General features: G+C 45.9%; 16 protein-coding genes. 5 read left to right on the forward strand and 11 right to left on the reverse strand.

The annotated features are described in order from the left end of the window. Nucleotides 1-18: 18 nt before the first annotated feature. From nagA to BGK61_RS05280, 5 genes are all read right to left on the reverse strand, one after another. The gene (gene nagA / locus BGK61_RS05260; protein WP_076012844.1) at nucleotides 19-1,170 is read right to left on the reverse strand and encodes an N-acetylglucosamine-6-phosphate deacetylase; all 1,152 of its coding nucleotides are present in this window, start codon (nucleotides 1,168-1,170) and stop codon (nucleotides 19-21) included. Then, nucleotides 1,167-2,165, reverse strand: a complete 999-nt coding sequence (nagB-II, locus tag BGK61_RS05265; protein WP_076012843.1) for a glucosamine-6-phosphate deaminase NagB-II — start codon at nucleotides 2,163-2,165, stop codon at nucleotides 1,167-1,169. Before nagB-II ends, nagA begins: the two co-directional genes overlap by 4 nt. After that, on the reverse strand, nucleotides 2,162-3,067 hold the full coding sequence (locus tag BGK61_RS05270) for a glucosamine kinase nucleotide-binding domain-containing protein (protein WP_076026023.1): 906 nt from the start codon (nucleotides 3,065-3,067) through the stop codon (nucleotides 2,162-2,164). Before BGK61_RS05270 ends, nagB-II begins: the two co-directional genes overlap by 4 nt. Nucleotides 3,068-3,152: 85 nt before the next feature. Next, a complete protein-coding gene (locus BGK61_RS05275; protein ID WP_076012779.1) occupies nucleotides 3,153-5,705 on the reverse strand; it encodes a family 20 glycosylhydrolase in 2,553 nt (850 codons plus the stop codon). A 110-nt stretch (nucleotides 5,706-5,815) separates the two neighbouring features. Continuing rightward, nucleotides 5,816-8,542, reverse strand: a complete 2,727-nt coding sequence (locus BGK61_RS05280; protein ID WP_076012780.1) for a TonB-dependent receptor — start codon at nucleotides 8,540-8,542, stop codon at nucleotides 5,816-5,818. A 218-nt stretch (nucleotides 8,543-8,760) separates the two neighbouring features. On the opposite strand from BGK61_RS05280, the gene BGK61_RS05285 reads away from it, so the two are divergent. The 5 genes from BGK61_RS05285 to BGK61_RS05305 all read left to right on the forward strand — a co-directional run bounded on the left by BGK61_RS05285 (nucleotide 8,761) and on the right by BGK61_RS05305 (nucleotide 15,330). Beyond that, nucleotides 8,761-9,786 (forward strand): LacI family DNA-binding transcriptional regulator, encoded by a 1,026-nt coding sequence (locus BGK61_RS05285; RefSeq protein ID WP_014999222.1) that lies wholly within the window; start codon nucleotides 8,761-8,763, stop codon nucleotides 9,784-9,786. Next, nucleotides 9,786-11,300, forward strand: coding sequence for a tryptophan halogenase family protein (locus BGK61_RS05290; RefSeq protein WP_076012781.1), 1,515 nt, complete (start codon nucleotides 9,786-9,788; stop codon nucleotides 11,298-11,300). The genes BGK61_RS05285 and BGK61_RS05290 overlap by 1 nt, the downstream gene beginning before the upstream one ends. A 106-nt stretch (nucleotides 11,301-11,406) precedes the next feature. Next, nucleotides 11,407-12,255, forward strand: coding sequence for a LysR family transcriptional regulator (locus tag BGK61_RS05295; protein WP_076026024.1), 849 nt, complete (start codon nucleotides 11,407-11,409; stop codon nucleotides 12,253-12,255). 398 nt (nucleotides 12,256-12,653) lie between these two features. Next, complete coding sequence (locus tag BGK61_RS05300) at nucleotides 12,654-13,610, forward strand: universal stress protein (protein WP_076012778.1); 957 nt, start codon at nucleotides 12,654-12,656, stop codon at nucleotides 13,608-13,610. A gap of 85 nt (nucleotides 13,611-13,695) precedes the next feature. Next, the gene (locus tag BGK61_RS05305; protein ID WP_076012777.1) at nucleotides 13,696-15,330 is read left to right on the forward strand and encodes an L-lactate permease; all 1,635 of its coding nucleotides are present in this window, start codon (nucleotides 13,696-13,698) and stop codon (nucleotides 15,328-15,330) included. 76 nt (nucleotides 15,331-15,406) lie between these two features. Here BGK61_RS05305 and BGK61_RS05310 read toward each other — a convergent pair whose 3' ends face one another. The 6 genes from BGK61_RS05310 to BGK61_RS05335 all read right to left on the reverse strand — a co-directional run bounded on the left by BGK61_RS05310 (nucleotide 15,407) and on the right by BGK61_RS05335 (nucleotide 23,336). Then, a complete protein-coding gene (locus tag BGK61_RS05310) occupies nucleotides 15,407-16,339 on the reverse strand; it encodes a DHH family phosphoesterase (RefSeq protein WP_076012776.1) in 933 nt (310 codons plus the stop codon). Between the two features lie 84 nt (nucleotides 16,340-16,423). Continuing rightward, nucleotides 16,424-17,713, reverse strand: coding sequence for a M24 family metallopeptidase (locus BGK61_RS05315; RefSeq protein WP_076012775.1), 1,290 nt, complete (start codon nucleotides 17,711-17,713; stop codon nucleotides 16,424-16,426). Between the two features lie 110 nt (nucleotides 17,714-17,823). Then, nucleotides 17,824-18,699: a DMT family transporter gene (locus tag BGK61_RS05320; RefSeq protein ID WP_076012774.1), complete on the reverse strand. Its 876-nt coding sequence runs from the start codon at nucleotides 18,697-18,699 to the stop codon at nucleotides 17,824-17,826. Nucleotides 18,700-18,746: 47 nt separating this feature from the next. Next, complete coding sequence (locus BGK61_RS05325; protein WP_083648721.1) at nucleotides 18,747-20,291, reverse strand: M28 family metallopeptidase; 1,545 nt, start codon at nucleotides 20,289-20,291, stop codon at nucleotides 18,747-18,749. A gap of 455 nt (nucleotides 20,292-20,746) precedes the next feature. After that, entirely contained in the window at nucleotides 20,747-21,919 is a 1,173-nt protein-coding gene (locus tag BGK61_RS05330) for an FAD-dependent monooxygenase (RefSeq protein WP_076026025.1), read from the reverse strand. After that, a complete protein-coding gene (locus tag BGK61_RS05335) occupies nucleotides 21,906-23,336 on the reverse strand; it encodes an FAD-dependent oxidoreductase (protein WP_076011301.1) in 1,431 nt (476 codons plus the stop codon). Before BGK61_RS05335 ends, BGK61_RS05330 begins: the two co-directional genes overlap by 14 nt. Nucleotides 23,337-23,419 lie beyond the last annotated feature (83 nt).

The following is a 23,419-nucleotide window of genomic DNA, read 5'->3' on the forward strand; positions in this document are numbered from 1 at the left end:
TTATTTATTATTATGTTGTTAGTTAGCGCAAAGGCGTTTAATTCCGTTTTGCCACACTTCTAACAGAGTATTGTCGTTGTTTATCACTAAAAAGTTAGCGCGCTTTCCTACCTCTATTTCACCTACCCTATCATGTATTTTGGTGAAGCGTGCTGGCGTTGCGCTTGCCATGGTACTGGCATGTTCTAATGCGATATTGATGTCGTTAATGCTGTTCGTTACTGCGCCGTGCATATCTAAACAGCTACCGGCTAACGTGCCATCGGGCGTTGTTAACTTGTTACCTTGGCGCGTGATATGAGTATCGAAGAACGCGATGGTATCGTCGCTTGCGCCCACGTGGGCCATGGCGTCAGTCACTAGCATTAGCTGATGCGGCCCTTTCACCTTATAAGCCAACTCTACGGCTTTGGGGTGAATGTGATGATGGTCCACAATTATCCCGCAAACACTGTTGTTAAGTAGCGCCGCCCCCACCATTCCAGGCTCTCTGGAAGTCAGTGGCGACATGGCGTTATAAAGGTGGGTAAAGCCTGATGCCCCAGCGTATAATGCGTCCTGCACCGTTTCAAACGGTGCGTTTGAATGCCCTAAAGCTACAATAACTCCTTGCCCCACCAAATCGCGGATGATGTCGCAGGGCACGTTTTCAGGCGCAACCGTAATAAGGACTTGCCCAATATCTCTTCGGGTATAGGTTGCCAGTTCACGGTCTGAAAGTGCACGAATATAGCGTGGCAAGTGCACGCCTTTTTTCTCTACAGAAAGGTGCGGCCCTTCAAAATGAACACCCTCAACGCTGGGGTGCGCCTGTGCAATGGCCTCGCTTACTGCATCTGCCGCTTGTTCAATGGTGTCAATATCGTCGGTAATAAGCGTTGGAAACAATGTGGTGGTGCCGTATTTCAAGTGCGCTTTGGCCATCACATTTATGCTTTCAAGCGTGGGAGCATGATTAAACATTGCGCCCCCACCACCATTAACCTGCGTGTCGATGTAGCCTGGAATAACTGCACCGCGTATGCGCTCGTTGATAACTGACGTTGCGTTTTTCTTAAAGTAAGAAAGAGGTGCAATGTCAGCTATCACACCCTTTTCAATACTCAGCACCTGATTGTGCTGCCAGGCACCGTTCATCAGCACCTTTTCAGCCAGAATAATGGTCTTCATTGGGTTTTCGTTACCTTGTTTAATCCAGGTGGCGTGTCTGGGTTCAAACCTAATTCAACGGCAATTTTCTCTATATCCAGATAGAAGCGTTGCATAAGTAAGAGTGCGTCCAGCCTTGGGTGAGGAGACGTTACTCCGCCTTGCAGATCAATACACTCGCCGCCACGGGATCTCACATCTTGCACCATGTTTTGATGAAACGGAGCGCTCTCGTCTTCTATGTTTAACGAAATCAGCTTCAGCTTTTTCTCAACTAATGTCACTGGGCCATGGATGAACTCTGCGCTGCTAAACGCTTCGGCGTGTATACCCAATACTTCTTTTAATTTAAGCGCTACTTCTCGCCCAACCGCATAGCCAAAGCCGCGCCCTAAAACAATGGTGTTTCGCGTATTTTCAAGATGGGCTTTTGTTAGCTGAGATGGAGCATTGATCACCGCTTCTAGCTGCGAAGGCATGGATTTTAGCGCATTAAATAGCGAGGTATTTTCGCTCCAACGGGCACACAAATGAAGAAGCGCCGACAGCGTTGCTAAAAAGCTCTTAGTAGCCGCTACCGCTTTTTCTTCCCCGGCAGATAAAGGAATAACGGCATCAGCCAGCTCGGCTAATGGCGACGTTTCATCATTCACGAAGGCAACGGTAAACGCCCCGCCGATTTTTGCCGACTCTGTTTGCTTTAGTATGTCTGGGCTGCGACCAGATTGAGAAATAATAAAAGCTACCGCCCCCTTCAAATTCAATTGGCGTTTAAATATGCCTGCAATTGAAAGGGCGGCACTGCACACTGGAATACCCATCTCGGTTTCAAATAGGTACTTTCCAAACACGCCGGCATGATCTGACGAACCGCGACCAATAATATAAATTAAGTTCGGGTTTAGTTGCTGTAATCTACCCGCTAACTGACTGATCGCTTCATCATTCTTATCTAACTGCTGCGCAATAACTGACGGAAACTCTCTGGCTTCTTTTGCCATTATAGATAAACTCATTTCTCACCTTCTTTGTGATTAAACGCGGCTTTTGCATGATAAATAGCACCTTGCTGCGGCGTAGCTTTACAGGGTACTAAACGCGCTTTGATGGATTCTGAAAAATAGGCTGAATAAACATTGCTAAGCCCACCTATCATGGCTAAACAATGGTTGTGATCTGCAAGAAGTCGCTTTGCCATACGCTCAATGTACACGGCACCCTCTTCAAAAAGTGTAGTAACCTTGTTTTGCTTTGTGTATAGCAAAGGCAGCATACGTTCTACCAAGGCGGCATAGTGATGGGTGTTAAATTCCGCACATTTCGCTACGATTTCTTGGGTACATGATGATTGCAGGGCGTTACACACTTCTGCTGCAAGTTCATCCTTTTCTTCCAACTCATCTAAACACAATAGCGTGTGCTGAACGGCCTTTAAGCCTAGCCAAGCCCCACTGGCTTTGTCGCCGATAGGAAAACCGTGCCCACCAACATCTTGAAAAGATTCACCTTGCCACATGGTGCCCGATGAACCCGTACCAATAATTATCGCTGCTCCCGGATTTCCGTTGTGTGCTCCAACGCATGCGGCGTGTAAATCGCTTAACACGTGTAGCGAATGAAACGGGTGCTGCCATTGTTCAAACTGTTGCTTCGCAGACTCAATATTTGCGCCAGCTAGACCGGCGCCTACCACGCACCGCGACAGCGAAATTTGCTCAGATGTGTTGGCGTTCCCTGCATTCGAAATAGCGATATTAATCGCATCTACTATCGACGCTTTAGCTAAATCGCTATCGCGCATAATATTGGCAGGGCCACTTACGCCCTCACCCAAGACATATCCGTCAACGTCTTCTAATCGTGCTCGGCACTTGGTGCCACCACCGTCTATGCCAATAAAAAATAAATCAGAGCTCATTTAAACATCTCAGTATAGATAAATGCATAGATGCACTTGGTAAAAACATGACAACGCTGTCATTTTAACCAATAAAAACAGGCGCTTACAGCTGCACCTGTCGACTCATTTGCTGTGTTCCCGCAATTCTAGCGCGAACAGTGACGTTCCCCTTCACTTCAACAGGAGCGGTAAAGGTTTCCCACTTATTACCTGAAGTTAAGTACTCCATCGTAAGACCAGACACTGGCTTTATATGTAACTTATCATTGTTAATTACCGCTGCTGGCGTAGGTACACGCACATTCACTCCCTGCTGCACTAGCGCGGGTGCATGGCGGTTAAATAACGTTAACTCAAACGCTTGCCAGTCGCTTGCCTGCTGGTTTACTAAACCGCCTTTTTCATGAAGTGCTTTCGCGTTTTGTTGCCATGGTGCGTAGTGCCAAGCCCGTTCAGCCAAGGCCAATAGTCGGGGAAACACCATATATTCCACGGCATCTTGATTCACGGTGACTTCTGACCACAGCTGCCCCTGAATACCGATTACTGATGATGTGTCGGCCTCAGCAGAACTGCTGTAACTGTGGCCCATACGGTCGGTCCATAACTCGGCATGAAGCGGCAGCTCTTCGGGCATAAACGAAAATACTTTTTCGGTATTGGTTGCCCGCGAACCCCAGTAATAACCGGGCTCATAAGGATTACTTTGGTAAGGAAAGTCGAAATAAAGCACGTCTGGAAACGAGAGTACTACTGGAATATTTTCCTTGGCAAAATGCGATACTGTTTTCTCTCCACCCGCAGCAAGAAGATGCCAAACGTTGGTATACGCGCTGCTGTTATCCAGTGTATTTACGGCTTTTTCCATGCCATCGCTCCAGCCACCAATTGCTATATTGTGCTTTTGCGCAATTTTCTGCACTTCGGTAACAAACGATGGCAATATTTCATCTGCTTTTTGGCCTTTCGCAGCGCATACAGGAGATTCCACCCAAGCACCGGCGGTTTCATCGGCGCCAACATGGAAGTGTGTCAACGGAACGTTGGCCTTTTCATGCAGTGATTTCACAGAAGTAAGTACGGTTTCGATAAAATGATAGCTGCTATCTAAACAGGGGTTTATGGTGTTATCTGAATAGAATTGAACGCTTTCATATTGGGTTTTATCTTCTTTATCTACCAATAAAAATTCATTTGCAGCATCTGAGTTACCCTCTGCCATAAGCCGCTTGTAGCGCGCATTCATAGCAACAATTGCTGCGCGGGCATGGCCAGGCATATCAAGCGACGGAATAACTTCAATACCACGCGCGTGCGCCATTGTTAAAATATCAATGTAGTCTTGCTGCGTAAGAAAGCCGTTACCTGTAGCACTTTTAAAAGGCCCGCTTCCTAGCTGAGGCAGCGAGCACTGTGTTTCAGACAAATCGTGGCATCGAAACGCACCAATTTCGGTAAGTTCGGGCAAAGCATCGATAACTAATCTCCAGCCCTCGTCATCACTTAAGTGAAGGTGTAGCTTATTGAGCTTATAGGTAAACATTTGGCGAACAACAGATTCAATCGCGGCTTTTCCCGGAAAGTGTCGAGCAATATCTAAGTGCATTCCGCGAAATTCGAATCGTGGCGAGTCTGCAATTTCAGTGATAGGAAATCGGCCTTGCTGCGCATCAAATACTTGCATTAGCGTTAACAGGCCGTAGTTAGCACTAATGTTATCGTTGGCAATTATCGTAGCGCGTTGCTCTGTTATGCTAAGCGCATAGCCTTCCTTCGAGTTTATTGTTGCAGCTTCATTTGCAAGGGCGTTCGCATTGTTAGCGCTGCGAATAATAACCTTAAGTGGTAAGCCTGTTTTCCGGTTAGTGAGGCCAAAATAGGCCATTTGCTCAATGGCTGGAGCAAGCATGTCTTGATCAGACTTATCTATATTAATGCCCGCGGCAGCAACAAACTTACCCGAATCATCTCTTTGACTTACGTTAGGAATAACACGGTTCTGGGCATCACCTGAAATTAGCGCTGAATCGCCCTTATTGTATAAATACGCGCTGTCCATAAGCGGTGTTTTGTCGTTTTCAGTACGTTTGTACTGGGCTTGTTTGTTCCACAAGCCAGTGTGTTGATTGATGAGTAAATTGCTTCCTGGCTCTTTCACACGGGTTGTGGAGGCAACCACCACCGGTGATAAAGCAGGGTAAGTTAAATAATAGTTCGGCATTGCGTCCGAGCGAGAGGCGTGCCAAAAAGGCGCAGATAGCGTTACCTTAACTTGATCACTTGCGTTCACCTTTTCTGCGAACGTCAGGCGGTGCAGGTCACCGTTTATATGCTCAACGCGAATTGCATATTCTGCGTCATACCCGCGAATAGGCGCAATATGACTAAAGTAAAGCGACGTAGAGGCTTCAATGGGGGTTGCCATGGTTGCTATGGTAAGCTCTGACGAAAAGCAGTCGCCTTTTGGAATATGTACCCGGCACAAACTATCGTCCACATTACTTAATACTTCGTAATGTATATCGAGGCTTTCTCCTAGCGCATTCAAGCTGGCTTGCTGTAGCGAAGGCGTTTCAGCCATTGCCGAAGCGCTACTCACTAGCAGTAACGATAAGCTCAAGCACGCTTTGACAATATTCGTCGTATTGCGGATCACGTCGCACATCCTTAAATCACAATTTCAGAGTAAAACAAGGGTAAAGCAAACGCCCTACCCTATGCTAAGTGAAGATAGTGAACACACGAACTATCTTCACATACTAGCAACTAGAACTTCATGCTAGCGCCAATGAAGAAACGGCGTCCATTAGCACTTTGCGTTCCACCAAGTCGCTTACCGTCACTGCTTCGAACGTAGTAGTTCTCCCAGATTTCGTCGGTAAGGTTAAGGGCTTCAGCTTTAAGTGTAATGGTTTCTGTCACGTTCCAGCTTATCTGCGCATCAAGTTGTGACTGTTCGTCGCGGTACTGATCGCCAATTTCTGCTTGGGCAATAAAGTATTCAGAGCGGTAGTTGTAGTTTAAGCGCGCGCTGTAAAGATCAGTTTCGTAGAACACACCTACGTTAAACGAGTCTTTTGACGTATTCGGGAAGCTTACTGAGCGCGTTGCGATAGTAGCACCAATGATGTTGCCGTCATCGTCTGTAACGGCGACCGCTTCGTCTACTTGTGCGTCGGCCACATCCGTGTAGGTGTAGTTAGCGTAGCCACCGAAACCGTTGTCGAACACATGCTGAATTTGCATTTCGATACCATCGACTGTGGTTGAACCACCATTTTCTGGCGTTCTTAGCTGATTGATCTGCTGGCCATCAATTTCACGAGATACGGTTTTGGTGAAAATAAAGTCGTTAATATCTTTCTTGAACACCGTTACCGCGGCTACCGATGATTCGCTAAAGTACCATTCTGCACCCACTTCAAATTGGTTAGCAGTTAGCGGGTTAAGCTGCGGGTTACCAGCAGAGCCAGAGCTAGTTTCAGGCGTTAAGTTTACCGCAGGTGCTAACTGAAACGGTGCTGGACGAGTAAGCACGCGTGCTGCCGCCATACGTAGCAACACGTCTTCAGATAAGTCGTACGACAAGTTGATGCTTGGCAGCCATTCGTTGTAACCACCGTCAAACGCTACCGCTTCGCCTGTTGTTAGGTCGTAACCGTTTGATGTTGAATCGGTCTCAACGTAACGCATACCCACATTACCTCTGAAACCATCGCCACTAAATTTCGCCATGGCGTAAAGTGCAGTAATATCTTCTTCTATCTCAAATGAAGATTCATCTAAGAATTCATCGGTACGGCGGCAAAGTATAGTAGTGTCATCAGCACATTCGGCTACGCTATATAGTGCGTTGTACATGCTGTCTTTGTCAGGGAAGAAATAGCTGGCAGCTACGCCGTTGGTGTTGTCGTGAGACACGTTAATCATGTCGCCATTCCAAAACGATGACGCTGGGCCAAGGCTACCTTCACCCACCGGCGCTAAATTGGCCAAGTCAGTTCTGTAACGAGATTGCGCAAAGCTGCGATCGCGACGCTTAATACCCGTTTTGATTTCGGTTACTGCACCCCAATCTACAGAATGCTCGTAGTCAAACTGGATATAGTTTTCTTTATCTTCCGTTGCATTTAGCTGGTCGAATATTCCTCCCAACCACATTTCATCTGTTGGGTTAGCTAGCCATGGGCTTGCCGTTGTAAAATCGATATACGGGTTGTCGCCACCTGGGTTGTAAAAATCGATGGCTGCACGCGGGTCGTTCGCACTCGCCCAAAATTCAGTAAAGAAATCTCGGTTTTCGCCTTCACCCGTGGTTGTACCTAACTGGAAGTGCAACTTGCCATCACCCATAAGGTAGTGCCCCTCAATATCTACGATCTCGGTAGACATTTCAGAACCATCGCGGAAAATGTTGTCATACGCCATAAAGCGCGCCCACTCAGGGCGGTTATCTACACCCATCATGCTAAGCGACTCTACTACGTTGTCGCTACTCACCGTACCCGGGCTGGTGTCAGTACCTGTGTACGCCACACCGCGAAACGGAATACCAATTAAGTTAGAGTTTACGTTGTCAGCTTTAAGCGTTGACGATAGATAGTGGACAGACACATCGAAGTCGTCGGTAGGTGCCCATTGAGCAGTTACATCAAAACCAACGCGCTCACGGTCTTGCTTAAACAACGCTGAGCCCATCCCCCACGGAATAGCGCCTTTTTGTGAAGCGCCAACAGGTGCTTCAATAAGTGGGTCGATACGAGGGATGCTAGGGCCGAACCAGCCGAAGTCTTCATTAGTTTCACGCTCTACCGTTCTTTCTTGATAAGAGCCTGAGAAAAGAATACCAAAGGTTTCGTCATCGTTTTTCCAGCTGTACAAACCAGATAGCGTTGGGTCGAGTGAATCGGCGATATCACCATACTGGCCTTCTACCGAGATTTGCCCAGAATTAGCGTCAAGGTCGAACGGTTTACGTGTTTTCAGAATTACCGTACCGCCTAGTGCGCCTTCATCAATATCTGCCTGAGACGACTTGTACACTTCTAAACCCGCAATCATTTCCGACGCTAAAATTTCGAAGTTAAAGTTACGGGTTGCGTCTGATAACACAAACCACTGACCGGTTCCCACGGCTTGACCATTAACTAGAGTTAAGTTTTGGTCTGGCTGAACGCCGCGTATAGTTACGCCCTGCCCTTCACCAAAATCGCGGTCGATGGTAATACCCGGAACACGGGCTAGTGTTTCAGCGACGTTTTTGTCGGGGAACTTACCAATGTCTTCTGCAGTGATAGCGTCGACAATGGCGTTAGAAAAACGCTTTGCATTGATGTTGGCCTTTTGGCTTCCGCGGATCCCTGTGACTTCGATGATTTCAGTTTCACCTGCTTCCTGTGCTACCGCAATAGGTGCTGAAATACTTGTTAATGCGCCCATAGCTATGGCGAGGCGAACACTTCTTGTTAGTTTATTTTGTTGGTTTTTGAACATTGTATTTACCTTCTCTCAGCCAAAATGACAACGCTGTCATTTATTGAAATAATAAAATGACAGGCGTTGTTATGGGGTACAGCTTTTTGATGACAACGCTGTCATTGAATGTTAACTTACATGACGCAATGTAAGCCTGCAATTAATTTTTTAACAAAAAAGTAATACAAGCTTCTTAATTGTTGAAAATTAAACCAATTTTTAGAGTGAGATCGAATTTGGCTGCTACCATCAAAAGTGTTGCCGAAATGGCGGGTGTTTCGATAAAGACCGTTTCGCGCGTAATTAACAAGGAAGGCACGGTAAAACCCGACACCTTGCAACGCGTTGAAGAGGCGATAAAGGCCTTAAAGTACACGCCAAATAAGGCAGCGCGTGACCTAGCAAGCAAAGGGGCTTCGGTACTGGGTTACGTATACGACAACCCCAACGCCTACTACATTATCGATATGCAAAAAGGCATATTAGATGTGTGTCGCAAAAACAATTTCGAATTGTTAATTCACCCGTGCGATGCAAGCTCTAAAAATATAGCGAAAGAGCTGGTGGACATGGTAGACACTGCTCAATTGGCTGGCCTTATTCTTTCGCCTCCGCTGTCGGAAATGCCCGAGGTTTTATCGGAACTTGATCAAAACCAAATAAGTTATGTGCGTATTTTATCTGGAGACGGCCCCTTTCCTTCGTCCCTCCCTTACGTGTTAGTGAATGACTTCAAAGCGGCATACGATATCACTGAGCACCTTATCAGCCAGGGTCACAAAAACATTGCGTTTATTGCCGGTGAAGAAATTCACAAATCCACCATTGAGCGTTTGAACGGCTATAAAGCGGCGTTAGAAAAAGCGGGTATTGCAATTGACGAGTCGTTAATTATTAAAGGCACATACTCATTTGAAACTGGGGTAAAAAGTTCTGAAACGCTGCTTGCCATGTCGCCGCACCCTACTGCTGTGTTTGCGTGTAACGATGAGATTGCAGCGGGTACGTTGTTTGGTGCACGAATGAAGGGGGTAGATGTTCCTCAAGAACTCGCAATTGCCGGGTTTGAGAACAGCCCCTTTTCCCGCCAGACCTTTCCGCCGTTAACTACGGCATCTCAGCCAACTAATGAGATAGCGCAGCATGCTGCGGCGTCGTTAATTCAGTATTTACGAGCTAAAAAAGCCAAAGCCGCCCATGACAACCTTAACCATACATTCATCCCGGAACTGGTAGTGCGCGCGTCAACCGAGAAACAGTAATGAACAAATTACCTCAAGAAATCGTGATTGTAGGTGGCGGAACAGCAGGCTGGATGACGGCGTGCTACTTGGCAAGAACCGCCGAGTTGATGGCCAATAACAGTAATGTACCTATCCCCGCCCCTAAAATAACGCTTCTTGAGTCTGCGGTTATCAGCACCGTTGGCGTAGGCGAAGGTTCAACGCCTTATCTGCGCCACTTTTTTGAGTTCCTCGGAATAAATGAAAATGAGTGGATGCTGCGATGCAGCGCCACTTATAAGATGGGCATTAGCTTTGAGCGTTGGACAGCAACAGTTGAATCAAAAACAACGCGCCCCGCGTTCACCGAATCTGACAGCTATTTTCACCCGTTCTTCTCTTCTTTAGATATTCCCACCGCAGATATGTACTTCAATGCGGTAAATGAATACAGAAAAGGCGCTTCGCAAGACATTAACCCGTCGCACTACTTTACTGCAGCGCACATGGTAGAAAAAGGCATTACACCCGACGCCATATGTAGTTCTGCGAATATTGATTACGCCTATCATTTTGATGCAGGGCTGTTGGGAGACTTCTTAAAAGAATATGCTCTGAATAAAGGGGTTTCCCACCAAATTGGTACAGTGGCTAATGTAGAATGTCATGAGCACACTATTACCGCGCTTCAACTGGATGACGGAAATACATTAAGCGCAGACTTTTTTATTGATTGCTCGGGGTTTCGAGGGCTTCTTGGCAAACAAGCCCTGTCGCGAAGGTTTACAAGCTATGCCGACACCTTGTTTAACGATGCTGCCGTAGCCATTGCCAGCGACGCGACAGCATCACCAGAAACTGCATTACAAACTCGCTCTATTGCGCTTAGTCACGGCTGGCAGTGGCACATTCCCCTAACTAGCCGCACCGGCAACGGTTATGTATACAGTTCACAATTTTGCACTGAAGCCAAAGCAGAAGAAGAGCTTAGACTTGCATTAGAACCAGACCAACCCCATCAGCAGGCGCGGCATTTGAAAATGACCGTAGGCAGACTAGAAGAACACTGGAAAGGTAATTGTTTATGCATAGGGTTGTCTCAGGGCTTTATTGAGCCATTGGAAGCCACTGCACTTATGCTGGTGCAGTACGCACTGCATCACTTTATCGATTGCTGGCAAAGTAACAATCCGCGAAGAGAGGAACGCTATAATTCTGAGATAAACCGAATGTTCGATGGTATTCGGGACTACATTGCTGCTCATTACTTTTTAAATACTCGCGACGATTCTGCCTACTGGGTTGCCTGTCGCGAAGACTTAAAGGTGCCGGATACCCTTTCTTATTTGCTGAATGCGTGGGATAAAGGCGCCAGCTTCGAACATGCGCTTAATGAAGTAGATAACAAACTGGTTTATTTGCGACCTTCTTGGTACTGCATTTTTGCGGGAATGAAGCGCTTTTCTAATAACTCAACGCTACTTGCACAGCCCAATATCCTTGCACTTCGCACTATGCAGCAATCGGTAGACGGCGCGTATCGAGCAAGGTAACCCCAACTAAGCTAGAACGCACGAACATTTAAAATTACGCCTTTCACCCGATTACATTTAAAAATATAATGAAAGCAGGCAAATTCATTAGAAAGTGTAATTAACTATGAAGCAGCTTTCCCTTGATACCTTACGCACCTTCGTTAGCGTTATTGAGCTTGGTGGCTACGCTAAAGCGGGCGACTTTTTAGGCCGTTCTCAACCGGCAATAAGCCTACAAATAAAAAAGCTAGAGTCGCAGTTAGACCGCAAGCTATTTACCAAAGTAGGGCAACGGCATGTACCTAGCGCCGACGGCAATTGGCTGTACCCAAAAGCGAAAGAACTGCTAGAGCTTAACGATAACATCTTTCGCAGCTTAACCCCTACCCCGCTTAGCGGTCGCTTGCGCCTTGGCATTCCCAATGAATTTGCTTCTACATTATTGCCGGGCCTAATTGGCGAATTTTCAAAGCGCTATCCCGATGTATCACTTGAAGTGACCTCGGCCTTAAGCCGTGATTTGCTGCATCCGTCGCAGCGCGATCATTTCGATTTAATTTTGGCGTTGGTGAATCCGGGCGAGCAGACAGAAGGCGAAGTAGTGTTAGAAGATGACGTGGTTTGGGTTGGCGACACGGCTCATCCGTTGGTTGGCAACAACATTCCTTTGGTGCTTGCTCCCGACGGTTGTATGTATCGAAGCCGCGTTATTGAGCAGTTAAAGCAGCAAACCTTTGCATGGAAAATCAGCTATACCAATGCAGATTTAGGCGGGCTGGTTGCCGCCATTCAACAGGGGCTAGGCGTGACAGCTCTAGCAAAATCTAGCTTACCGGCAAACCTAGTAGCGCTAAACCACCCGCACCTGCCCAAATTAGGCAAGGTGAATATTTGCCTGTTCAATCAAGATACACAGCACCCGGTGATCAGTAAAACTCTGGCCGAGTTCTTTAAAGTGAGGTTGAGAGGGTAAAGCATCTAATGTCAGTTGAGCGCGAGTCTTCTCATATATACGTTCAAGTAGCCATATTCACATTCTGGTAAGAATCTTTAACTATATTGTTCTGGGTCAAACACCTTCTTAATTGCAACAGAACCGTTATTCCGGGAATAAAAATTAATGCTATAAATATTAGCTCATAGCATATCGGTTTCCGTGGAAGGCACGAGCGCATTACCCAATTTTTACTTTATGAAAATACCTTACTAATTTGCTTAGCTTCAGCAGTTGGATAAGTAAGGGCGTTCTTTCAAAGTTATTGGGCGAGCATCGCTAGCAACAGGGCTTGGGCTCGTCTTTTTTCACCTCAGCCGCATATGCGCTTTATCAGTGGATATACGACATCGTGACGCAATCTAAGGAGTGAGAAAATGAACACAGCACAACCTGAATGCTTAGTGTGTGCATTCAATGAAATAAACGACACTACAGCATTGCTAATACGTAAAAGTCAGCAGCTAGCTTCAATGCAAAACTTACCCTTGAAGTTGTTGTGGGCAATTAACGATAAAATGTTTTCATTCGAACACCTAGATTTGCCTGAACTTAAAGCAGAGGAACGCGTTCAGCGGGAATTTAGTCTCTTTGCCGAAAAACACGGTTTTAGCGATATTAGCAACTGTGATATTCGATTTGGTAAACCCTTTGTTGAAATTATCCGCTACCAGAACGCAGTCAACGCCAAATTAGTCGTTAAGCAAATGGAAGAAAAAAGCTGGATGTCTAACAGCATAGCCAGTGACGACTTCAAACTACTCAGAAAGTGCCCTACTCCCGTTTTATTGACACGCTCTGACTCTGATGAATTCCCAAAGAATATTTTAGTTGCCGTTGACTTCGACAGAGACGATAGCACTTCTAAAGACGATGAGTTAAATAAGAAAATGCTCGACACTGTAGTGCATTTTTTTGATAAGCCTGAAACGCACTGCACCGTACTTAACGCTTATAGCGCGCCACAATCTGGATTTGTGAGCTTATTTGCTGATTACCCAGATAAGTTAGTAGACGACATGCTTGCCAGCGAAAAACGCTTTAAAGGTGGTGAGCTAAACATGTTAAGTCGATACTTTGTTGAACATTTAAAACCTCAGTATCTGCAGAACAACTTCAAAAAATTACTGCTGCAAGGATACGCAGAGCAGTTGATTCCCCAGCAAGTAGAAAAAATCGAAGCTGACCTTTTGGTTATTGGTTCGGTGGCAAGAACGGGCATACAAGGCTTCATTATGGGAAATACAGCCGAAGAAGTATTGAGCAATGTGAAGTGCGACGTACTTACTCTTAAGCCAGATGGCTTCGTCTCTCCGGTACTGGCCACAGACTAAGGATTGCCTGAATCAATGCTCCGCCTGTGTTTGATGCAAACGTTAGATCATACGCACGAATAATATAGTGAAGTCGAGACGTTAAATGATAGCCACATACTTGCTTGTTGCCGCATACGCTCCGCTAGTTTTACTAATTTATCTCATGGTGAAACCAAGCGGTATGGTATCAAGTAAGGCCTTACCCTTGTGCGCTTTAGTTGCATATTTGCTGGTGATTTTTCAGGGGCATTCACCTTTAGCTGTTGTACACGCAAGCGTTATACAAGGCGCATTGCTCGCCCTTACCCCCTTATCTATTATAGCCGGCGCCATTTTTCTATTTTTGTGTATGGAAAATACAGGCGCACTTTCAACGTTGAAAAATGGCTTAAATAAAATAAGTCAGAACAAGGTTGCTCAGCTAATGATTGTGGGCTGGGCGTTCACATTTCTTATTGAAGGTGCTAGCGGATTCGGCACTCCAGCTGCAATAGCGGCGCCTATACTCTTTAGCTTAGGCTTTTCACCTGTAAAGGTTGCCTTATTTTGCCTAGTGACCAATACCATTCCCGTTATTTTTGGAGCCATGGGCACACCGGTGTGGTTTGGGATGTCGCTATTATCACTGCCAGAAGCAACGATTACTGATATTGCTAAGCTTGCAGCACTCATCAGCACACTTGTTGCACCGGTAATTGTGCTTTTGGCTTTGCGGTTAGTTTTGCCGTCATGGCATGCAATATTTAGACATTGGTTGTTTATCCTTTCTTCTACGTTCGCATGCACCCTGCCTTTTCTCGCGTTAAGTTTTTTCGGCGTTGAATTTCCCTCTTTGCTGGGCGGAGGTATTGGTCTGATAGTGACTGTAATAATGGCTAAAGCAGGCTTTGGGCTTTCGTCGACTAACGACGTTGAAACAAAATCAGACGCTGAACATGAGCTGGCCGAATCCCCTAATTACAGAGCGCTTGTTAAAGCGTCTTTTCCCTTATGGGGCACAGTCATAATTCTTTTGCTCACGCGACTTCCTGAACTTGGGCTTAGAAGCTTGTTGCAGGACGGTGAGCCTAATATCACAGCATCGCTGGGCATATTGGGCAACGTGTCGGTAAGTGCCAGCTTAGTCATATCATTGGCAGATATTTTAGAGACAGGTATTCAATGGAAACATAGCGTTCTTTATATTCCGTCGTTAATACCTTTTATTGTTGTTGCCCTAGCCAGTGTTTACAGTTTTGGCGCTCGAGAGTTTGTACCAAGAGTAAGCTCAGTGTCTGTCCAAACCGCAAAACGCATGACTAACCCTTTATTTGCATTATTAGGCGCGCTCATATTTGTAAACTTAATGATGCTTGGGGGAGAACAATCGGCCGTTTCACTCATTGGCAGACACATGGCAGATTTAGCAGGTAATAACTGGCCATTTTTCGCACCACTACTTGGGGCACTTGGCAGCTTTTTTTCTGGTTCGGCTACCATTTCTAACCTGACCTTCGCAGGAATTCAATACGCCATTGCTGAACAGCTTTCTTTACCCTTGTCGGTAGTGCTTGCGCTTCAAAGCGTGGGGGCTGCAATGGGAAATATGGTGTGCATCAATAACATTGTGGCGGTAACTGCAATTCTAGGCCTTAAAGGTCAAGATGGCGTTATATTAAAAAAAGCGGCGAGTGTTCTTGCTGTATACGCCATTATGGTGGGTATTTTAGGAAGTGGGTTAATTAGTGCGTATCGCTAACAAGCTCGCGATGTGCTTGGGCATAAAAAAGGGTAAGACAACGTGGTTGTCTCACCCTTTATTGAATTACTAGCCTTTACCCATCGCTAGTAATGGTGTCGATAATCTCATTTAGCACGGTTTCTGCTTTACTCGTTTCAACCTGACATGTGCCTGCGTTCATGTGACCGCCACCGCCATACTTCAAACATAACTCACCTACGTTAGTGTTAGAGGTGCGGTTGGTAATTGACTTCCCAATTGCAAACACTACGTTTTGTTTTTTAAGCCCCCACATCTTGTGAATAGAAATATTGCAGTCTGGGTACATGGCGTAAATCACAAAGCGATTAGTCGCGTAAATAGTTTCTTGGTCGGTTAAGTCCAATACTACTAAGTTGTCGTACACGGTAGAGCATTTCGCTATTTGTACCTTCGCCATTTCATTATGTTCGTGATACAAGCTTACGCGCTCAGCAACGTCTTCCATTTGAAGAATTTCTTCAATAGTGTGGTCTTTGCACGCATCTATCAGCTTCATCATTAACTGGTAGTTAGAGATCTTAAAATCTCTGAATCTGCCAAGCCCAGTGCGCGCATCCATAATGAAATTCATGAGCACCCAGTCGGTGGGCTCTAAGATCTCTTCTTCAGTAAACTGTGCGGAGTCGCCTTTATCGACCGCCTCCATCATTTCCTCTGAGATATCAGGAAACTTTTCTGCACCACCATAGTAATCGTATACCACCCGTGCAGCGGACGGCGCTTTCGGATCGATAATGTGATTATCAATGTCGCCTGAATTACGTACTGTCTCACTCAGGTGATGGTCGAATGCAAGGTGACAACCTGCTACGTAAGGCAGATTGGTTGTGATGTCGTTTTCGGTAATATCAATTTTACCGTCTTGCATGTCTTTCGGATGAACAAACAGAATATCGTCAATTAAGTCTAAATCTTTCAATAAAACTGCACATACAAGTCCATCGAAATCACTTCGCGTAACCAATCTAAATTTTCTTTCAGGCATAGTTTATCCATCGTTCACTTAGGGAGTAATTTTAAGTGTAACAGCTAATAAAAATTTTGAGAGACAGGTTTGTTAACTTCTTATTTAACTTTTTAAATTCACAAGTTTACCCAGCGGATTCGCCAAACTTTCTGGCGGCTCAGTAAAGTAAACGGGGCCCGTTTCAGTCATATACAAACAGTCTTCTAAGCGCACACCAAATTCACCCGGAATATAGATACCCGGCTCATTGGAAAAACACATGCCTTTTCTAAGTGGCGTATTTTCACCGCGCACAAAGTTAACGCTTTCATGACCTTCCATACCGATACCGTGACCTGTTCTGTGGCTTAACCCTGGCAGTTCATAGTCTTTACTGTACCCCTTGCTAGCATAGTATTGACGCACTGCGTCATCCACTTTGCCTGCTGGCTCACCAATTTTAGCTGCAGCAAATGCTACGTTCTGCCCTTCCCTTACTGTGTGCCACACGTCCTGAACTTTCTGAGACGCTTTACCAAATACTAAAGTACGGCTTATGTCGCTTTGGTATCCGTGCACACTGCAACCACTGTCTAGCAAGATCACAGAGCCTTCTTTAATTGTTTGCGCAGCATTTGTGCCATGGGGGTAAGCACTTGCATCGTTAAACAGCGCCAAACACCACGTACCGCTGCCGCCTAAGCGCTGCTGTGCAGTATTCATCAAGCTTTTAACGTCCTGCTGACTCATACCAAGCTTTAGATTATTAAAAACAAACTCGTAGGCTCGTAAGGTCACTTCATTTGCCTTGTGCATAAGAGCCAATTCACTGGGCGTTTTGTACATGCGACAGCCAAGGGTAATTGGCTCGGCGGGAACAATACTCATATTTGGCAGTGCTTGGCTAACTCCGGTTACTATGAAGTAGCGTACGCTGCTCTCAAAGCCGATATTGCCGCTAGTTATGCCGCGCGATTTTAGAATATTGGCTACAACATCAAACGGGCTTTCATGTTCTTGCCACACTCTTACATCATCGCCTATAGCTAACGACTCAAGCACACTTGGCTTCTCGAAAAATGGCGTAACCACCGCCATGTCGCCTTTTTGAGGGATAACCAGCGCGGTCAAGCGCTCACTACGCCACCATTTAATCCCCGAGAAATAATCCATAGCAGCGCCAGGCTCGACCAAAATTGCCGCAATATCTTGGGCTTTCATAAGCGACTGCGCTTTTTCGATACGCGCTTTACGCTCTTCTACGGTAATCGGCTTCGCATTTGCGGTAATATCGCTTAGCCCGCTTATATCGTTAATGTTTGTTGTATTGGTTTGACTAATTGCAGCCATAGAAGCCACAGGCGCAAGTGCAAAGCTAGCGCCCGCTAATTTTAAGAAATGTCGCTTATCCATGTTCCCTTCCTGTCGTTTTAATTAAGGTTGTTTAGCACCTTTTTATTTTATGAACATAACATTGAATTAATTTTGTACTAAAAACTTTAGTGTTTACTATTGCTAGCACTTTATGCCCACATAACGAAGATCGCGGCAAGCCCAATAAGAAGTAAGCCAGCAATTTCGCGTTTTGTGACTGCATTTTTTAGCCAGTAATGTGAAAGTACCAAGGTAAGTAACACCTCTAACTGCCCAAGCGTTTTTACCAGCGCCACATGTTGTAATGCCATGGCCGTGAACCAACAAATTGAGCCCAAACAGCTTACCGTGCTTATCGCGAGCACCTGCTCTTTAGCGAGGGTTAATTGTTTAAACACGAAGGGCTTGGTTAGCGCAATATAACCACTTAACGTTATCGCTTGTACACATAACACCCACAATAAAACCCAGGCAGCAGCCACTGTATGCTGAACATTAAGCATGTGACTGGCTTCGCGCACCAACAGTGATGTCAGCGCAAAGCAGCTACCGCAAGCAAGACCTATAACCATGGTTTTCACACTAATACCATGAAGCCGGTTGCCGCTGCTTAACACAAATACTGCGATCCCGCCGATTACTATGCCCGCCCACCCAAGGGGCGTTAAATAACTTCCGAAAAAGAGCATGCCTACAACGCCGGCCACCAAGGCCTCACTTTTCGCAAGGCCTGCGCCAATGGCAAAATTCTTCTGCTTAAACAAAATCACCATTAAAGAAGTGGCCGCTATTTGAAGTAGCGAAGCACACAGTATCACTGCAATAAAAAAGCCTGAGAACTCAGGCACTTGACTGGCGCTACTGCTATAAAGGATAAGTAAATAAACAAGCGCTATTGGGGGAGCTAAGATAAAGCGAGAGAGCGTTACCCCAGAGGTGTTAACTGCGCCGCTCAATTTGCTCTGCAGCGCATTGCGCACGGTTTGCAAAATAACCGCGCCCAATGTGAATAAAATCCAACTCATTAGCGTCGCTTTACCTTGTTATATCGCTACCTATAGTTAAGCGCGAATTACTTTGCATTTTTCACTTCCATTGCCTGTGTGCGCTTGTCTTTAAAATCAGAGTCGCGTTTCCAGTATGGCCACACGTCGCCTTGGGCGTAATAGTTCAGCATAGAGCCGATAAGTGAGAGGTCTTGTTGCACACCACCTAAAGTCCAGCTTGGAAGGTAATCGTCATCTGCTTTATGGTAGCGCTTCGCGATGAAGCTAGGGTCGGTATCGCCTAAGCTCATAAATAAAATGGAAGGCACGCCCTGTTTAGCAAGCGCGAAGTGATCCGAGCGAAAGAACAATCCATTTTGAGGTCGCGGATCCATTTTGACGTTTCGCCCTTGTAGCGCGGCAGCTGTTGCTAAATCATCTTCAATAGATAAATAGCCTTCGCCGTACTGCAAGATGTAATCGACGCCATCATTTACATTCATGCCATCGATATTTAGAAAAGCCACCATGTTTGACGTAGGTACGGGTGGGTTATTTGCAAAATAATCTGCACCGAGTAGCCCTGTTTCTTCAGCGGTAAACGCGCTGAACATAAGTGTGCGTGCAAAGCCCTCTTCGCGTTTTGAAAGCGCATCTGCCAATGTGAGCACACCTGCTACGCCAGACGCGTTGTCTACCGCACCATTGTAAATAGTGGTTTGGCCGTTTTTATCAACTTTGCCTAAGTGATCCCAGTGAGCGTGAAGCATTACCCACTCTTCTGGCTTATCCGTTCCTTCTAAAATACCTGCTACGTTTTGCGATTCGGCGCGCTCTATTGTATTAGTGAAACTCAACGATGCTTTCGTGTTTAGGGCGATGGGCGTAAACCCAGGCTTTGAAGCTTTGTTTTTAAGCTCGCCATAATCTAACCCCGCCTTTTCAAACAGCTGTCTGGCGGCATGTAGGTGAAGCCACCCCATTACACCAACTTGTGAAGCATTGTTGTTGTCGTCGACTAAACTGAATTTGGTATTGGAATTTGAGTTTTCGACTACGCCCCATCCGTAGCCCGCTGGCATGGTTTCATGAATGATGAAGACCGCTTCCGCCCCCTGCCTAGCAGCTTCTTCATATTTGTATGTCCAACGACCGTAATAGGTCATTGCGTTGCCCTGAAAAAGATTTGGATCTTTAGACGCAAAACCCGGGTCGTTTACCAGCATTACAACGGTTTTTCCTTTTACATCAAGGCCGGCGTAATCATTCCAATTGTACTCTGGGGCATTAATGCCATAACCCACAAAAATAACGTCACTATTTGCAAGTGAGTAGTCATTAACAATGCGCTGAGTTCGGGCGGTAAACTCGCTACCTGCGCTAAAATCAAGCCCGCCTATTTTTAAGTTTGAAATGTTCTTAGGCGTTATTTTGGCTAAAGGCACAGCTTGGGTGTAGCTATCGCCAAAGGCTGGCTTCAACCCTAGCTTTTTGTATTGGGTTACCAAGTAATCGACTGTTTTCTCTTCACCTTTCGACAAAGGCCCTCGCCCTTCAAACTCATCGCTTGCCAGTGTTTTAACGTGCTGACGATATACGTCCAAATCGATAGAGGCGTCACTCAGCGTCATCTCTTCACTTTTTGCCGTCGCCGACGATTTAACCGAAGCTAAGTTAAAAGCAGGTGCTTCGGCATTCGCCGAACCAGTCATTAAAGTAGAAGTAAGTACGGAAGCGGCGCATACAAAGGAAAAGGCGCGATAAGGTTTGCAAAGATAAGTAAACATAAGCCATTGGTACAAATAAAAAAGGATACCGAAGGGTATCCTTTACCGCATACTATCTCAACGCCAAAGCGACTAAACCACAAGAATGGGGTCAGAGTACATTTAAATTGGGGTCAGAGTACATTTCTTCGGTTTTGAAGCGAAAAACTAACTAACAAACTTCACCATCGGTTTTCGCCATGAGGCAAAAATACAAAAATGGGGGCAGTGTACTTTTCTTCAGTTTTGAAATAGGTAAAGCCAATAATGTACTCTGACCCCATTATTTAAATGTACTCTGACCCCATTTTTTTTTGGGTTTATAGGCCCATGGCGTGGCTGACAAAGGCGTTTTTAATGGTGCTGAGTTTATCTGTGGCTGAAAGGCCAATTCCTCTGACCAACTTTTTGAAAGGGTCGTCGCCGTCGAATAAGAATTTGAAGCCGTCCATTGCGGCAATCATTTTCATGGCTTCTGTTTTACGGCTTCGTTCGTAGCTGCGTAAGTGTTTGTACAAACCTATGTCTTTGCTCGATACTTTTAAGTTGTTTAGGGTTTCCGCCAATGCGAGCGCATCTTGCATACCCAAGTTAGCGCCCTGACCTGCAAGCGGGTGAATGGTATGAGCAGCATCGCCTACTAGCACCACACCGTCTTTAGCCCACTGGCGTGCATAACGCATGGTCAACGGAAAAGCGGCGCGCTCTGTTTCAAGCGCTATAGTGCCAAGAACGCTATTGCTAGCCGCAGTTAACGCATTACAGAACGCAACGTCGTCCAACGCCATTAGTGAGTTCGCTTGCTCTGGTGTTTGTGACCACACAATTGAACATACATTTGGCTCAGACATAGGCAGTAGCGCGAGCGGCCCTGTGGGTGTGAACGCTTGTCTCGCCACATTATTATGCGGCTCTACCGTTGTGATATTAGCGACAATCGCCGTATGTTCGTAGTCTTTAAAAGTAATAGGCAGGCCAGCCTGCTTTCTTACAAATGAGTTGGCGCCATCAGCGCCTACTAATAATCTGCAGCTTAGTACGTCATCATTATCTAGCATCAGCATGGTTTGATTTGGACCAGCTAACACTCTATCAATACCCGCAGTAATCAACTGCACATTAGGCTGCGCTTCCACAGATTTAGACAGTGCATTAACCAAAGCTTGGTTCTCTACAATCACGCCAAGCGCATCGCTTCCCATTTCATCACATGAAAAGTGAATATCGCCAAAACTATCTTTGTCCCATACATGCATGTCGGTGTAAGGGTTGGCGCGGTCTTGCTGTAAATGAGGCCACACGTCAAACTGCTGCAGCGCTTTAATATTCGCCTGGTTGATGGCACTCACTCTTGCCGTCGGCTTATCTTCAAGTGCTTGATAACATGAAGCCTTATCAATAACGGCTACGCTCAGTTCGCTTTCTTTTAGCGCCGCTGCAAGGGTTAGCCCTACAATCCCGCCGCCTACTATCGCTATATCAACATGTTGCATTGTTATCTCTATTTTTCTGTGAAGTTTCGCCGTAGCCGGTCGTATGCTTAACAAACGCTTTTTTCGCCTGAGGCATCATACTTAACGCCAGTAGCGATACATTACGCCCAATTACTGTAGGAAAATACTGATTTGAAAAAGTGCGTACCAAGGTGTCAGTTAAAACAACCGTTTTATCTCTATCTGCTTTACGTAAATTAGCGTAATGCTGAGTGACGCTAAAAGCGCCGGCATCGAAATTACATGATGCATTGGTTTCACTTTGCTCGATGTGCGTCTCACTCTGAGCAGAGTTCAAAGTTGAATTTGGCGATGAAGTTAACGCTTCGTTTGGCAAAGTACTCTCAATATTACTCAACGCTGATTGCTGTGTGTATTTTTGCGCTTCCGCTTGCAGTACAGACACTAAGCTACTTAAATCGCGTAGACCTAAATTAAAACCCTGCCCTGCAATAGGGTGCAGAGCCTGCGCTGCATTCCCTACCAGCACTGTACGGTGGCTAGCGACCTGCTCGGCTTTAGTCAGCGCCAAGGGATAACTTGCCAATTCACTCACTCTGAGCACTTTGCCTTGTCTATAGCCAAACGCTTCTTGAAGGGCCTGAATGAATGCCTCTTCACTTAATGCCATTAAAGACTTTGCGGCGTCAGTTTCTGCCGTCCACACAACAGAAAAGCCGTTCCCAGCGGCTTTAACACCATCTATTTCGCTGTCAAAAGGAAGGAATGCTAGCGGTCCGTTTTCAGTAAAACGCTCGTACGCTTTGTTTTCATGGGGAAGCTGGGTGTGAACATTAAAGACAATTGCGGTTTGATGATAATCTGCAATCGTTTTTGTAATGCCAATCTGTTCAGCTAACCCCGAACGACCGCCATCAGCGAGTACCAACAGTTTTGCCTTAAGCGATTGCCCGCTATCTAGCTGCACCTCTACAAAATCGCGGTGCTGCTTTACATTCGTTACTTTGGCGGGTGCAATATATTGGTAACTTGAACTGGCATTTGCCGCCAATCGAGTCAGCGCGCTTAAGCTCACGACTTGCCCGAATGCTTCAATGTGATAGTCGCTACTTTCAAGATTTAATAAACCTAAATGCCCTTTATCACTAACCTCAATATGCTTAATTTGAGGAGGCAATTCACCATTGTGTTGTTTGGCTAAGTTATCTAAATCTAACCCCAACTGTGCGAGTTCGTTTACCGTGCGCCTTGCTAAAGCAATAACACGGGTGTCGGTAAAAGGGTTAAAATCCTCAAAGCTTTTACTGGTTTGCTCGGGGTCTGCTGCATCTATAAGAGTGACGGACAGCCCTGAGTTATCAACAGGTGATACTTTTTCTGCAAGCGCTTTAGCTAATACAGTACCTACAATACCACCACCAATAATTACTACATCAACCGCTTTTGCCGATTCCACTGTCTTCGTCTTCCTGTCGCCCAGAGACTTCGTTTTTGTTTCTAAAGCATTAATTCTGGGATTTTATTCTTCGCATAAAAGGC

Origin of the sequence: Alteromonas abrolhosensis, assembly GCF_001953635.1 — a bacterium.
In the GTDB taxonomy this organism is placed as follows: Bacteria; Pseudomonadota; Gammaproteobacteria; order Enterobacterales; family Alteromonadaceae; genus Alteromonas; species Alteromonas abrolhosensis.

Excerpts from the sequence above, each read along its gene's own strand:
- nagA (WP_076012844.1), bottom strand. The coding sequence starts at position 1,170 with ATGAAGACCATTATTCTGGCTGAAAAGGTGCTGATGAACGGTGCCTGG.
- nagB-II (WP_076012843.1), bottom strand. The coding sequence starts at position 2,165 with ATGAGTTTATCTATAATGGCAAAAGAAGCCAGAGAGTTTCCGTCAGTT.
- BGK61_RS05270 (WP_076026023.1), bottom strand. The coding sequence starts at position 3,067 with ATGAGCTCTGATTTATTTTTTATTGGCATAGACGGTGGTGGCACCAAG.
- BGK61_RS05280 (WP_076012780.1), bottom strand. The coding sequence starts at position 8,542 with ATGTTCAAAAACCAACAAAATAAACTAACAAGAAGTGTTCGCCTCGCC.
- BGK61_RS05290 (WP_076012781.1), top strand. The coding sequence starts at position 9,786 with ATGAACAAATTACCTCAAGAAATCGTGATTGTAGGTGGCGGAACAGCA.
- BGK61_RS05295 (WP_076026024.1), top strand. The coding sequence starts at position 11,407 with ATGAAGCAGCTTTCCCTTGATACCTTACGCACCTTCGTTAGCGTTATT.
- BGK61_RS05300 (WP_076012778.1), top strand. The coding sequence starts at position 12,654 with ATGAACACAGCACAACCTGAATGCTTAGTGTGTGCATTCAATGAAATA.
- BGK61_RS05305 (WP_076012777.1), top strand. The coding sequence starts at position 13,696 with ATGATAGCCACATACTTGCTTGTTGCCGCATACGCTCCGCTAGTTTTA.
- BGK61_RS05310 (WP_076012776.1), bottom strand. The coding sequence starts at position 16,339 with ATGCCTGAAAGAAAATTTAGATTGGTTACGCGAAGTGATTTCGATGGA.
- BGK61_RS05315 (WP_076012775.1), bottom strand. The coding sequence starts at position 17,713 with ATGGATAAGCGACATTTCTTAAAATTAGCGGGCGCTAGCTTTGCACTT.
- BGK61_RS05320 (WP_076012774.1), bottom strand. The coding sequence starts at position 18,699 with ATGAGTTGGATTTTATTCACATTGGGCGCGGTTATTTTGCAAACCGTG.
- BGK61_RS05325 (WP_083648721.1), bottom strand. The coding sequence starts at position 20,291 with ATGACGCTGAGTGACGCCTCTATCGATTTGGACGTATATCGTCAGCAC.
- BGK61_RS05330 (WP_076026025.1), bottom strand. The coding sequence starts at position 21,919 with ATGCAACATGTTGATATAGCGATAGTAGGCGGCGGGATTGTAGGGCTA.